Consider the following 14,288-nt stretch of genomic DNA (forward strand, 5'->3'; position numbering starts at 1 on the left):
CATCCTTTAATTCTGGACTATAGTTCATAGTGAAAGCTCCCTTCCTGTGATAGCTATATACTACCACAAAAGTAATTATCTTTCACTGACAATTATCCTAACACACAGGGATAACCGCTCTCATCAATCGCTGCCTGGATTCTCTCTGCTGCTTCTTTTACAGCCTGATCTCCAAGACCGATGATCGATATCACCGGCTGTCCCTCCAGCATCTTTACTTCTATATCCACAGGATACCCATCAATCCCCTGAATTGCAAAACTTCTTACCACGGTAGCCATAATTCATCTTCCCCTATCATTTTTCTGATATGCTGTTCCTGCACTATATATTTGTGTCCTATATCTTCCACAAACTCCCTGTATTGATAAATACTGTTTTTCGGAAAGTACGCAAGTGTCTTCTTTTTCTCTGTGATCCCATCATCCGCAATCCCTATCATCGTCCGATAGCTGCTCCATAAATAATCTTCCGGATAATCTGCAATCTGCGCTTTTACCGGATTAAGATGTATGTAACGGCTTGTCTGGAGAAAATAAGCATCTTCTTTTACAAGGCAGGATTTATACCGGCTCTCAAAAACATGCCCTCTGTAACCATACTTATGGTTATAGTAAATGGCATAACACTCTGACATATATTTCATAAACTTCCCGATTTCTATATCGCCTGTTTCAAGCAACAGATGGACATGGTTTGTCATCAGACAATACGCATGCAGCCAGCAGTTATATTTACTCAATGATGTCTTTATTATCTGCAGCAGTACCTGATGATCCATCTCATCTTCAAATATTGGTTTTCTTCTCACTCCTCTGTGCATGATGTGGTAAATTGCTCCCGCATACCAGTCCCTTAATTTTCTTGCGATCTTTCTCCCTCCATTTCACTTTGTTATTTTCAATAATAGTATCATTTATGATTATCCCAAATAAAAATCTGTCAGTCATCACAGATTTTTATTTCAATATGTTTTCCAAGGGCATTCGCATATTTCTCCAATACAACCAGCGTTGGTACCCTGCCACCGCTCTCAAACCGGGCCATATTCGACGGTTTTATCCCTGTAATATCCGCTATTTCCTGCTGCGTCATTTTCTGGCGGTGTCTCTCCTCCACTAACTGCCGGATTGTTTCCGAAGATCTGCTCAACACTTTTTCCTGGATCTTCTCTGTATATACTTCCAGTCTCTTTTCTCTGGCTTCCTTTTCTGTCAGGTATTCTTTCATGTTCTCCTGCATTTGCTTATCTCCCTATCCCATCTCTGATATCTTATTTACGAGATTTTATCACTCATGATAAGTTTTTGCAAGATATTTTATGCTTCTTTTATAGAACTTTTAGTTCTGTTTTATTTTCTTTATCGGTATTTCATGGGGTCTGACCCCAATGTGGTCGTTTTATCCCTTTATCGTTTGACTTTAGCATGATTCTAATCCTGTGTACAATATTCCTGATTGATAAATACAACCATCCTTCAAAACCATCCTGCCTATACATAACCACATCATTTCTATACATATATTTAAAACGATCCATTCTGTCAGCATCGGTAGTTATGATAGCTTGTTGCTTCCTGAATTATTTATTTGGGTGATAGGCACACAGTCAATAATCAAAGATTATTGTTCTCAACAATACTCGGTATTATTCCAGCATCTCGTTCACCTGTAATTGCTACACTCATCTTTAAGCCACTTGGTTTGTCGTCATTAATAAGAATACGTTCGCCATATGGAGCTCCATATATGATGTGATCATACCTAATATTGTTTTCTTTTAAAAAATTTTCTGTTATTTCTCTGTATTCTTCTTTTCTTGAAGTTAAAAATATAACCATGTCCTTATCTGGTAAGCTAGACAAGAACTCTTTCGATCCTGGAAGAAAAGTGTCTACACCGTCAATCTTATATCCGTTATGCTTAACTATAGTTCCATCTAAATCTAAGATCCATGTATGCCCTAAAGTAGATAAAATCAAATCTTTCATTTTCTTAAAGAATCTCCTATCGCACCGCCTGGATGATTTGGCTTAAAGTCATTCTGAAGATCAAGGTTCAGTCTCCTAGACAGTTCAATTGCAACCTTTTGAAGAACAATAAGATTTAGAGTAGTAGAATGATTAGGAACAATGTTCCACAGGTCACCTTCGTGCTCCAAACTAATAATAAGTTTGTGTTCCATAGAGTCAGCCAAGACACTATGTTCCTTAAAACTAAGTAACCATAGTTGAACACCTTCTCTATTTTTAAGAAGATCAACTAAATATACCGACTCTGATGTTGCCCCACTCTTAGTGAGTACAATAACCAAATCGCCAGGTTTAACCATACCCATATCGCCATGCACCGCTGTATTGGTATGCAGGAAGTTAGCATCAAGACCCATGGAAAGCATTGTACCTACAAACTTATCACAAATTGGTACGTTTTTCCCCAGACCAGATGCTATAATTTTGTGTCCAGACCTTAATGTCTTTTCACATGCATCAATCAGTTCATCCATTTCTTGTATATCGATAGAGTTTAAAGATTTATAAAACTGCTCTAAATCTTCTTTAAAATACTTATCATATGCCTTGCTCATAATGCTTCCTCCAAATAATATAATCCATTATAAAAGGCTCCACAGATGGAGTCGTAATCCTCCCACGCATAGGTGGTAAGGCTTAACCAAGTAATGGCAAGTAGCAATTTCATCTGTTTCCTAGATACTTCATCACCAACCATGTCAAAAAATGCATCTTCCATATCTTCCCAGTTATTGGACGCGATTTCTAATTTTACGTCTTTTTCATTAATATAAAGATTAAAACGCTTAAGGTTGAACTGATCATAGTTACTGTAAAGCGAATAGTAAAGTTTAACCCAGTCGTAGGCAACGTCACCAAATATTTCGGTATTTCCAAAATATCCTCTTGGATCAATCAGCATCGGAATAGTATCATTTTTTAGCATCATATTGCTAAACGTACAATCCCCATGTATAAGTTTAAACCGCTTTGGCATATATGCCATTACTGCTTTTTCAACTTCTTCTTGATGATAAAAAATGTTTCTGCATTTCTTTCCATTCACCACAACAAATTCATCATTGGCAAACGGAACGAGATTACGAACTTTTTTAAGTCTGTCGTATGTTTTATCTAAATATGCAATACGATAGCTTTCTTTATCAGCCGGAGCTGATTCGATATTATGAACTTCCTTCAAGCATGTAATAATTTGCTCAAGAATATTCTTTTTCTTATCAGACGGAACATCTGTATATTCATAGATGTTCTTACCATCTATTTTTTCCATGCAAATAGCTGGTTCATATTCGTAGATCTTTGGAATATTATCAAAGTGGATCCCCTTTAATTTCTTATACCATGCAACTTCTCTAACAGCCAGTTTTTTCCCTTGATCATCAATTCCGTATTTATAAATTTTGTCGCCTTTAACTTCCATTTTATTGAATGGTCGGCATCTAGATTTAGGAAGCTTATCCCACTCACTGTAGAGTCCGTATTCATGTGTTCGATATAGAGGCTGTTCTTCAAAAGTATACTCCTTTGACTGGAGCCACCTTACAAATTCCCCTTCGTCTGGTACGTCAGCGAGGAATGATTTGTTTTTGAAAATAAAGTGTCCTGCTACTCCATGTTCAGAGCTTCTTTCTTCTACAAACTTATCGTTTTCGTATTTCCACCTACATGTAAAATCTTTAGAAATGCCAATTATATTGTTTTCTGATTTAGGAATCTCATAATCATCAGGAAGGACCAAGTCACACCAAATCAGCATAAATCTTTCATGTTCCGGAATATAAGAAATAGCTTCTTGTAATCCTGAGCATGTTCCTTTTTTACCAGATGCGCATACCATTTTGAAATCTACATCTGCAAAAGCATTCAAGTATTTCTCGAGAACATCGTGTTTATAGTCACCTATTACAATAAATTCCTTGTCCTGGTATTTTCTGAACAAATGCATAATCATAGGAAGATTATTGACCGGAACTAAAGCCTTTGGTTTATTTCTAGTTAATGATTCCATACGGGTACCCTGACCACCCGCTTGTACTATAATATAATTACATTTCATCGTCTTTTCCTCCAAACAAAAGTCATTAAATTACATTGACTACTTCTTCTACCAATTTTCCTTCAATATGGGATATATTTATCACATCGCAATTTGATCCCCATTGTTTCAAATTCCACCAAGATTGTACATAATCAGGATTAATACATATTATCCTTTTTGCTTTATCAATTACAAAATCATAAAAACCAGATCTCATTCCAATAAGACAATGAAAACGATCAACTACATTATAAATTTCTTCCATCGTAAATACTAAACGCTTAGTTCCCTTTATAGGTTGCTCATTTAAAGATTTGCAATTAGTAAAAACATGATAACCGTGATTTAAAAGATATGAAGCTAAGTCTTCCCATTCTTCCTTTGTAACCCCAAAGGCTGAATTAGAAAAACTAAGTAATATACTATTATCGGGGATATCAAATTTTTTGCATTCAATCTGAGGTACTAATGGTCTTCTGAAATCGCACTGACATTTAAATACTTCTATTTTTAAGAAATCTAATAAATTCCAATTTTTAGCAGACATTAAGTTCATATATCCACGAGCACAAGTAATATATAAATTTTTTTTCAATAGAAACGCTATTATTCCGCGCTTAATATCAGGCTCTAAACCATTTGCAATACGTGCTAAGCTTCTATTAGGTATTGTTTTTATCTGTATATTGTTGAGATCATAATAATTGCAAACCCATCTTGCTCCTTTCGCACACACAAATATTGTTTTTTTCTTACTTAAACTCTGGATATAGGCTAGAGAAAACAACGTATCTCCAATCGCTGGACCATATGAAACAACTATATTTTTTTGATAATTGCAAATGCACAATATAATTAAATAAACTCGACAATAAATTTTTTGCCAGACATTTCTTAAATTCATATTACTTGATTCCTCAAACAATCCATATTTTTTGTGATTAATATTTCTTTTTTATTATCCATTTCAGTGCATCAAATTTAAAATATGGATTAATTGAATGGATTAAGCAATTTGGCGCACATTTTTTGCATCGTTTAATCATATATTCCGCTTCATTCTCAAAATTTGCTTTTGTATTTTCGTCAGAAGTATAATACTTGCTAAGCGCTCCAGTAAAAATAACAAATTCAAAAATATCTAAGGACTTATTAAAAGTCTTATTAATAGTGCATTCTCTAATATATGAAACCTGTTTGATAATATCTAAATCTCTTTTTGCGAATTGTTGTCCATGTCCTGATAAAGAATCTTTTCTTATCCTATAATAATAAATTGGGTAATCTGTAAAAGAAACTCCATTTTTAGCATTATATAAAGCTCGATAACTAAATACGCCATCATCTCCAACACTCATATCTTCTGGATCTTTCACGTTAACTAATACTTCTTTTCTGTACAATTTTCCCCAGGGATAACCATAGAGCGTATGAAATGATAAATGTGATTTTATAGCCTTTTCATAATCATACTTTCTTTTGTAAAACCTGAATTTTTTTCTCTGAATATCACCTTCACAATCGGTATAGAATCCGCAATAAACTATATCTGTTTTATCTTTTTTCAATAATTGATACGCTTTTTCCAATGCATCTTCCGACAAATAATCATCACTATCCGCCAGCATTATATATTTTCCTTTTGCTACCGCAAGACCATTGTTTCTTGTTTTTGCAACTCCCATATTAACTTCATTTGGTATAACATGAACTCTATCATCTTTTTCTGCATAAGCTTTACATATCAATTCAGAATTATCTGTTGGACAATCCGTTACTAAAAGCAATTCAAAGTTTTTATATGTTTGGTTTATTATACTCTCTATAAATTGTTTCAGGTATTTTTCAACATTATATACTGGTGCTATTATAGAAATTAATTCATTTTTCATCACAATAACTCCTTTTTACATTTTTCAAGAACAGATGCCACCGTAGCATCCATATCGTAGTATTTATATTCTCCAAGACGTCCACCGAAGATTACGTTTTCTTCCTTATCTGCCAGTTCTTTGTACTTCTTATACAAAGCACCATTCTTTTCATCATTCACTGGATAATAAGGCTCGTCCCCCGGTTTCCATTCAGAGCTATACTCTCTGCTTATTACTGTCTTCGGAAGATCGTTACCATTCTCATCCTTACCAAACTCAAACCATTTATGTTCAATGATGCGGGTCCATGGTGTTTCTCTATCCGTATAATTGACAGCAGCATTTCCCTGAAAGTTTGGTGTGTCCAGGACTTCTGTTTCAAATTGAACAGAACGGTACTCCAAGGTACCAAGACAATAATCAAAATAAGCATCTATCGGACCGGTATATACAACCTTCTTTGACATACCATCCCATTTAGCCTTATCCTTCAGATAATCCTCTCCAAGTTTTACTTCAATTCCCTCTAGCATATTTTCAACCATTTTAGTAAATCCGCCAATCGGAATACCCTGGTAAAGAGCATTGAAGTAGTTGTTATCAAAAGTTAGACGGACCGGAAGTCGTTTAATGATGAAAGCTGGGAGGTCTTTGCAATCTCTACCCCACTGCTTTTCAGTGTAGCCCTTAATCAACTTCTCATAGATATCTCTTCCAACTAAAGAGATGGCTTGTTCTTCCAGGTTCTGAGGTTCACCCTTAATCTCTTTTCTCTGCTCTTCTATTTTTTTCTTTGCTTCTTCTGGCGTTACAACTCCCCACATCTTATTGAACGTGTACATATTAAAAGGTAGGGAGTAAAGCTCTCCTTTGTAATTAGCCACAGGAGAGTTGGTGAATCGGTTGAAGGTAGCAAATTTGGTTATGTAGTCCCAAACCTTCTGATTGTTGGTGTGGAAGATATGCGCGCCATATTTATGGACGTTGATTCCTTCCACCTTTTCTGTAAATATATTCCCGCCTACGTTATCTCGTTTGTCGATAACAAGGCACTTATAGCCTTTATTCGTTGCTTCTCTGGCAAAAATGGATCCATATAAGCCGGATCCTACTATTAAATAATCGTACATATCAATTCTCTCCTTTTTTTCTAATAACTTTTAAAACCAGATGTTTATTTGTTATATTTTCATACAAACAAATAGCTATCATGAAGAATGTCGAGCCAAATAATATTTCGATTAATAACAATAATGTCTGATTATTTAAGAAGATTGTAAGGATATCATTGAGAATTTGAATACCTGAAAACATTATTAATCCAATAATAAAATACGGAATAGTACCGATTAAATAAAGACCCACCTTCAGTTGTTTCCTTACAAAGTATACCTGAGTTAAACTCATTATGGTTTCAGATAAAATAGTAGCAATAATCGCTCCATTGGCTCCAAATTTTTGAATCAGTAAACAATTAGCAATTGCGTTAGCCCCAACTCCCATCAAAAAAGAAATTATATACTCTTTATCTTTTCCTATTGGCAATAAATATTGATTTCTAATTACCTCTCCAACGGTCCATATCGGAATTGTTATCGATAGGCCAACAATCATCGGGGAGCATACAAAGAACTCGTCACCCCAAAACCATGGTGCAAATTGATAAGCAATTGCAGATATTCCAAACATGAATGCATAAGACATTATCATAGAAACCATGAATGAATTTTCTAGAATTTTGTTTGCTTTTGCTATTTTGTTTCTATAATACAAATTGGCTACACTGGGGCATAGTACAGTTCCTAATGCGGTAATTATATTTCGTGGTATTAATACTTTCGAAGCACAGTCATAATAACCAACTTCGGCGTTATTATAAAAAAACCCTATCATAATCCTATCCATAGATTGATAAATAACTGCTGCCAGTGTTGGAATCGTCAAACCTAGCATTGGCTTGTAATGCATCAAGCATTTTTTTATATTAGGAATTTCAAATGATACGTACTTTAAAGAGAAAAATAGCGAAATAAATCTACATATCAAAGTACTAAATGCCATTATTAAGACATACAACACTAAATCATTCGCATTATTTATAAGAAGCACAATTAATATAAATGACACAATTTTCACCAAGGAATCTCTTAGTGTCAAAGGCCCAACTTTTTCAATTCCTATGTATAAGAAAGAATTATCAATCATATTAGAAATAATAAATAACGCCATTGATATTTGTATTAAATACAATTCTTTATTAATATATAGGAATAAAATGTACGCAATTCCAACAATTAATCCATTAAAAAAACGAGTAAAGAATATCTCGCTATACACGCGTTTTAAGTCTTTTTTATTTTCTCTAACCTTTGCGATTTCTCGAATACCATATTTATAAGATCCGAGTTCTGCTACCACTACAAACATACTAACTATGGAATAATAATATGTATATTTGCCAAGTGATTCCGCTCCTAATCTACGTGATAGCAATGGGCTAGTTATCATTGGTAGTAGCATTTCAAACAGCTTATAAAGCGATAAAAATATAAAATTCTTTTTTACATTACCTTCCATATGCTCATTATCCTAATCATCATATACTGGATATTAGTTAGTAATTCATCACTATAAGTAATACTTTTACGCATATATAAAAAAACGTAGGCAATTTAAACCACAGAACCGCTTCTATTTTTTTTCTTAGTGTGAAGTTAATCCAATATCTGTATTTAAATTCTTTTAACTCTTTTCTCAAAAACAAATTATAATTCTCTAGTTCGGACAAGTTATATCCGTCTCGAATAAAACACTCAGATACATGAATCATGTCAAAAACATAGTCAGCAAATGCCGATGTTGATATATCATCATCGTACAATTTGCGAACAGCAACATATCTTTCATGCGCAGCACGAATCTCGTCTAGTCTTATTTTTTTGTCTCTTCTTGACATAGTCGAACCTTCTCGTTGAAAATAAAACATCAACGGTTCTGATAAAAAAACTACTTTATCCGCATTCAAGAAGATACGATAGCTAATTGCTGCATCCTCAAATAACATTCCTTCCTGGAATCTTATGTCTTTTATTATTTCAGATTTATATAATCTAGCGCATACTGAAGATGATGTTCCATTATTATCTAATAAACGTTTCATAGCCTGTGGATTATTACAAACTTCATGTTTTTTATTGACGTTAAAAACAGGTTTGCAATTATTATTATCAAAAAACATGTAATAGTTTGCCGTTACAATGTCTGCGTCATTATCAAGCATCTCATTTAAACAAACTTGTAAAAAAGACTCACTCAGCCAATCATCACTATCTAAAAACGCAATATAATTTCCTTTTGCCTCTTTTAACCCTACGTTACGGGCTGATGATTGTCCTCCGTTCTCTTTGTGAATACAGATAATCCTACTATCCTTAGCTGCATATTCACCGCAAATATTCCCTGATAAATCTGTTGAACCATCATCAATTAATAGAAGCTCCCAATCTGTATATGACTGCGACAATACTGACTCCACACAACGTCTTATGTAATTCTCTACATTATATACAGGTACTATAACCGAAATCATATACTATGCTCCTATTTTTCTTTACTAAAAAGATGGTTTGTATTTTTAAAAAAGAGAATCCTATTGTATAAAGAGAAAGGGAAAAATTTATAAATTAACTGTTTAGTACGTCTATTTATTCTTTTCTTTAGTTTCGTTTTTTCGTGCGGCACGGGCCAATACGCTTTTAATTCTTCCCGGTACTTCAAATACTCTCTTCGGAAAGGATGATTAGAGTCGATGAACCATGGTCTTCCAAAATTTGCTTCCGTATAATGAATAATCACAGGTCGTTGTTTTGCATCTATTAATGTAGTATCCTCATAGAACTTAGGGATATCAAAAATTTGTTCAATCTGTGTTCCAGAGTATAATAGCATTGCATCTTGCACATTGTATTTTGCATCAATAATCAGCGTTCGGTCATGACATACTGCATTGATTATTCCCTGGTCATTGTGTGGTACGTCACCATTAAAAGATTTTATACATTCTATAAACTTGGATTCAATTGATTCTTCTCTCCATTGTTTTAGATTAATCAATAAAACGCCAGAATTAATATACTTTTCGTCATAATCTAATCCTACATCCATTCGTAATTTAGAAAACACTGTATCTTGAACACCAGCAACTAAATTACCAGTAAGATTGGTTTCAAATAAACTCTGTAATGATCCATTGACAATCGTATCACAATCCAGATACAAAGCCTTTTCTTCTTTAATAATGCTTGCAATAAACAGTCTAGAGAACGCAGTTTTATTAAAGGAAGTTGCAAGCGATGCTTCTTCAATATACTTAGAGATATCTAAAAATGCTATCTTCCTATCATTCTTATTGCATATTTCAAACAACTTATCTTTTTCGCTTCTAGAAATAGCGTTGTCTAGAATATAAAAATTTAAATCACTTATGCTTGTGTTCGTTTTAATAACCGAAAGTATCGATGCTGCTAAATGTGGTATATAATTATTATCACTTGCATAGACTATTGCATTACACATCTTGATCCCCCCAGTCTTCTTTTGTTTCTACCAATTATTAATCCTAGAAAATACATCCACATCCAAAACGTACAAATATCCAAATCCGGCACCGCAATCATTTGAGATGCTGTTACACCAATTAAAGCAAAAATTATTCCTACCTGTTCATCGCCAATCTTTAGTTTCTTTTTTTTGCTAAGTATTGGTTTAACTATTGAAAACATAAAAATACTATACAAAACAAATCCAACAGTACCCAATTCTGCCAAAATTGTATAGAACATGCTGCTTGCTCGACAATTTTTATAACCCACACCCCAAATTGGAGAACTATTAAAGGTCTTTAAAGCTTCAAGATTCCACGTGGCACGGGCATATGCAGAGCCACTTTGTAATTTCGAAAAAATAACATTATCAAGGATATCATAAAATCCAAAATACATTATTACAAAGGAAGCCAACCCTCCAGCCAAAATATAACCCCTCATTTTTCCTTCTCTAGAAAATGCAATATATATGATTCCTGTTATTAATAACGCTCCATATCCCGATGAAGAAAATGAAAGTACTGTAGCCATAGCGAGACCAGCTATTAGTATATAATTCTGATTTCTTTTCTCCTTATAATTAATAAAATAAAACAATGCACCTATAGAAAAGCCCACAAAATATGAAGGTTCTAGATAGGTAGAAAAGAACCTAAAATATGGACCCCAAGGCCACATAAACTGTGCAACTTCGCCATTTCCCGCGCTTTCATTCCAAAACAAATCTCTAATAAACCAATATCTGGGTATTATGTTGGTTGTACATAAAAGTTGAAAAACTCCAACTACTAAGATAAATATACTAAGTTTTCGTAATGTAACATATACATAATTATCTGGCAATTGAGCGCCTGCATCTTTCATAATTAAGAAACATAACATATAAAACATTAGCTGGAAAATTCTTATATAATTGTCTGCAAAAGCGCCAAGAGCAACAGATATAACAACTATGTATAAAAATAAAACAGCCGATGTTTTATCAATCGAAAAAACTTCTTTTGTTACACGAATTTGCCCAGATTTAAATTTATATATAAGAAAATATACTGAAACAACAGCTGAGGATATAATTTGGGGGCCAATTGCAGTATCACCAAAAACAAATACATTTGAACTTTGAAAAACACAGGAGAAAAGCACCAGCGTGATCATCATCCTCTTGTTATTTTTAGCTAATGCATAAAAAAGAAGCAAAAGCCAAACAGCTCCAAACATTGTCATCTTTTTCACCTATCAATTATTCTAATCCATATAAATCTACTACTTTTTGTAGATTAGCATCTATATCATATACTTTCACGCGATTGTCCACCTGTGCATTTCTATTTGTTTTTTCAAATAGTTCAAAAACACTTTTTTCCCATTGCCTAATGCCGCTATCTAGAGAAAGATATTCTATACTATTAGAAACCCTAGTAACTGTAGGTACTTCTGTAGATGCTACAACTGGAAGATTTGCCGCCTGTGCTTCAACCACAACCATCCCAAATCCTTCCCAACGTGATGGAAACACAAATACATCCATAGCTTGCATCCAGTCGTTTACATTATCTTTTAACCCCAAAAACACAACATCATTTTGCAAACCAAAATTATTAACTTTTTCTTTTACTTTAGATATTAATGAACCAGTTCCAATAAGAATAAGCTTTGAGTGATGTGTTTTATGAAAAGATCGGAAAACATCAATTAAAAACTCGTGATTCTTTTGCTCGTTAAAGTTTCCCACATGCCCTAGTACTATTGCATCATCATTAATTTGAAGTTTTTTTCGATAGACATTTCTGATTTTCTCATTATACTTAAATTTATTAATATCGATTGCATTAGGAATAATAGTGTAATTATTCTTTCCAAATATCCAATCTCCTGCCAATTCTGAACATGCTACAGCATGAGTATAACTTTTCATAAAAGAATACTTAAATACATTATGAATCAATTGGTGCTCACACCTAGAATTATGGCAATGCGAAATTCTTGTTGGTATTCCGCAAATCTTTGCTATTTTCAGTTCAATCATCATAGTACTACTGTTTCCGTGCACATGAATAGCATCAAATTTATGTTGTCTAGCTAAAACAAATAATTCTTTAATGTACTTAATCAATTCTTTTTTTCTGTCAGGGAGGAAAACAATGCTACATCCAGCATTAATAAATTTAGCGATCACTTCATTATCTCTTACGCCAGTCACAACTATCGTAAATCTAACTACATAATTTTTTTTGATTATCTTTTCAATATAATTCAGCATATGAGTCGTCATTCCACCAACGCCCAATCCTGAAGTATTAACGATTAAAACTTCCCTCATTTATGCGCTCCATTTTGTATAGCCCAACAAATTGGGTTAGATTTTTTACCATCTTGCGTACCTCTAATAACAGCCTTAATTACATCTATTTTTTCTTGTGCTCTAAGAATGCTAGGCAGAATGAAGCTAGCAACAAACCCAAGATAGGAATTACAATTGTAGTTTTCTTTATAGGCAACGGAACCATATTGAGCAAGTTTCTTATTTACATAGATTATATTTCGACACGTATAGTAAACTCTCATAGGACTCACGAATTTCCGGTAAGAGAACTTAGCAAAATTTTGATTATGGAGTAATCTGCTAACATAAACCCAAAATTTTTGACTTCTTTCGCTCTTAGGGATTATTTTCCCGAACTCTTGATTTAAAATCATGTCATTAAGTTTAAGTATCTTATATCCAGACAATATTAATCTCTTGCAAAAGTCATTATCGACCAAATCAATAAATAACCATTCATCAAATTTTCCGACTTTTTCCCAGGCATTTACAGAAGTGCAACTTGCTGAAGTTATGCAGAATTCAACATATTCTTCTTTGGGCGTTGTCTTCACTTCCATATAGGCTCTACGTTTATCTATTACTTGTGGGCAAACAATTCCTATTTCGTTTGCTCTGGCTATTACCGATTTATATGCATCAACCAACCCTACAGGAATTATTGAGTCTTGATCCATTGTGATTACCCAATCAAAACCATCATTTAGAGCAGCTTCCATAATGCGATTAAGCGCATAAGAAATTCCCATATTTTTGTGTTCAGTATAATAAACAATAGATTCTGATTGAGCCTCATCAACAAAGGAATCACTGTTATCGAAAATGTATATCCTTTCCACCTGCTGCATTAATGCACTGATGCAAGACTTAAATCTACCTACATCGGGTTTATAAAGAACGATACCTGCAGCTATTTTCATCTCTTCCCCTCAAACATCTCATCAACAATGCTATCAAGCTCTTCACAGAACCTCGCATTATTGCTTGTATTCTTTCCTTCTTTTTTGATTTCGTCATAACTCTCTATGACTCCACCCAACTTTTCTATATCCTCAACCACTACGATGGTACCCATTCTGCTTTCAACTTCTTTGCAGAACTTAACCTGATGGTCGTTGACATGTTCGTTGTATTTGTACTGTCTAGGCACGACAATCGGTGTCTTACCAATCTGGAGTGGCATGATAAAACTAGAAGGTCCACCATGCGTGATGACTATCCTGGCCTCATCTACCATCGCAATCATCTTCTGATATGGGTACAATTTACTCCACTCACAGTGCTTTGGTTCGTATGTAGAGTAGCCAGTTTGCATCACTACTTTTTCCTCATGCTCAGCTGCCCATTTATCCATATACTCAACAAGCCTATTAAACTGTTGCTCATGAGTTCCTACTGTAACAAAAATCATCTTTC

General features: G+C 34.0%; 16 protein-coding genes. All 16 read right to left on the reverse strand.

The window, feature by feature from the left end; all coding sequences use genetic code 11:
- Positions 1–92: 92 nt before the first annotated feature.
- The 16 genes from ACTQ50_RS02715 to ACTQ50_RS02790 all read right to left on the reverse strand — a co-directional run bounded on the left by ACTQ50_RS02715 (position 93) and on the right by ACTQ50_RS02790 (position 14,283).
- Positions 93–281 (reverse strand): magnesium chelatase domain-containing protein, encoded by a 189-nt coding sequence (locus tag ACTQ50_RS02715; RefSeq protein ID WP_441482870.1) that lies wholly within the window; start codon positions 279–281, stop codon positions 93–95.
- The gene (locus tag ACTQ50_RS02720; protein ID WP_441040245.1) at positions 266–871 is read right to left on the reverse strand and encodes a transposase; all 606 of its coding nucleotides are present in this window, start codon (positions 869–871) and stop codon (positions 266–268) included. The genes ACTQ50_RS02715 and ACTQ50_RS02720 overlap by 16 nt, the downstream gene beginning before the upstream one ends.
- A 71-nt stretch (positions 872–942) precedes the next feature.
- The gene (locus ACTQ50_RS02725) at positions 943–1,242 is read right to left on the reverse strand and encodes a helix-turn-helix domain-containing protein (RefSeq protein WP_055060664.1); all 300 of its coding nucleotides are present in this window, start codon (positions 1,240–1,242) and stop codon (positions 943–945) included.
- Positions 1,243–1,616: 374 nt separating this feature from the next.
- Positions 1,617–1,991 (reverse strand): hypothetical protein, encoded by a 375-nt coding sequence (locus ACTQ50_RS02730; protein WP_441482871.1) that lies wholly within the window; start codon positions 1,989–1,991, stop codon positions 1,617–1,619.
- Positions 1,988–2,587 carry an SIS domain-containing protein gene (locus tag ACTQ50_RS02735; protein ID WP_441482872.1) on the reverse strand — a complete coding sequence of 200 codons (600 nt, stop codon included), beginning with the start codon at positions 2,585–2,587 and terminating at the stop codon, positions 1,988–1,990. The genes ACTQ50_RS02730 and ACTQ50_RS02735 overlap by 4 nt, the downstream gene beginning before the upstream one ends.
- Positions 2,584–4,089, reverse strand: a complete 1,506-nt coding sequence (locus ACTQ50_RS02740; protein ID WP_441482873.1) for an NTP transferase domain-containing protein — start codon at positions 4,087–4,089, stop codon at positions 2,584–2,586. The genes ACTQ50_RS02735 and ACTQ50_RS02740 overlap by 4 nt, the downstream gene beginning before the upstream one ends.
- A gap of 25 nt (positions 4,090–4,114) precedes the next feature.
- Positions 4,115–4,975: a hypothetical protein gene (locus ACTQ50_RS02745; RefSeq protein ID WP_441482874.1), complete on the reverse strand. Its 861-nt coding sequence runs from the start codon at positions 4,973–4,975 to the stop codon at positions 4,115–4,117.
- Between the two features lie 37 nt (positions 4,976–5,012).
- Positions 5,013–5,963, reverse strand: a complete 951-nt coding sequence (locus ACTQ50_RS02750; RefSeq protein WP_441482875.1) for a glycosyltransferase family 2 protein — start codon at positions 5,961–5,963, stop codon at positions 5,013–5,015.
- On the reverse strand, positions 5,963–7,075 hold the full coding sequence (gene glf, locus ACTQ50_RS02755; RefSeq protein WP_441482876.1) for a UDP-galactopyranose mutase: 1,113 nt from the start codon (positions 7,073–7,075) through the stop codon (positions 5,963–5,965). The genes ACTQ50_RS02750 and glf overlap by 1 nt, the downstream gene beginning before the upstream one ends.
- Position 7,076: 1 nt before the next feature.
- On the reverse strand, positions 7,077–8,522 hold the full coding sequence (locus ACTQ50_RS02760; RefSeq protein ID WP_441482877.1) for an oligosaccharide flippase family protein: 1,446 nt from the start codon (positions 8,520–8,522) through the stop codon (positions 7,077–7,079).
- 37 nt (positions 8,523–8,559) lie between these two features.
- Positions 8,560–9,534 carry a glycosyltransferase family 2 protein gene (locus tag ACTQ50_RS02765; protein WP_441482878.1) on the reverse strand — a complete coding sequence of 325 codons (975 nt, stop codon included), beginning with the start codon at positions 9,532–9,534 and terminating at the stop codon, positions 8,560–8,562.
- A gap of 11 nt (positions 9,535–9,545) precedes the next feature.
- Positions 9,546–10,520: a glycosyltransferase family 8 protein gene (locus ACTQ50_RS02770; RefSeq protein ID WP_441482879.1), complete on the reverse strand. Its 975-nt coding sequence runs from the start codon at positions 10,518–10,520 to the stop codon at positions 9,546–9,548.
- Positions 10,505–11,773 carry a hypothetical protein gene (locus ACTQ50_RS02775; RefSeq protein WP_441482880.1) on the reverse strand — a complete coding sequence of 423 codons (1,269 nt, stop codon included), beginning with the start codon at positions 11,771–11,773 and terminating at the stop codon, positions 10,505–10,507. The genes ACTQ50_RS02770 and ACTQ50_RS02775 overlap by 16 nt, the downstream gene beginning before the upstream one ends.
- A 16-nt stretch (positions 11,774–11,789) precedes the next feature.
- Entirely contained in the window at positions 11,790–12,869 is a 1,080-nt protein-coding gene (locus tag ACTQ50_RS02780; protein WP_441482881.1) for a glycosyltransferase family 1 protein, read from the reverse strand.
- A complete protein-coding gene (locus ACTQ50_RS02785) occupies positions 12,866–13,792 on the reverse strand; it encodes a glycosyltransferase (protein ID WP_441482882.1) in 927 nt (308 codons plus the stop codon). Before ACTQ50_RS02785 ends, ACTQ50_RS02780 begins: the two co-directional genes overlap by 4 nt.
- Complete coding sequence (locus tag ACTQ50_RS02790) at positions 13,789–14,283, reverse strand: glycosyltransferase (RefSeq protein ID WP_441482883.1); 495 nt, start codon at positions 14,281–14,283, stop codon at positions 13,789–13,791. Before ACTQ50_RS02790 ends, ACTQ50_RS02785 begins: the two co-directional genes overlap by 4 nt.
- Between the last annotated feature and the right edge of the window lie 5 nt (positions 14,284–14,288).

The sequence above is a fragment of the Blautia sp. Sow4_E7 genome (assembly GCF_052116245.1).
GTDB lineage: Bacteria > Bacillota > Clostridia > Lachnospirales > Lachnospiraceae > Blautia_A.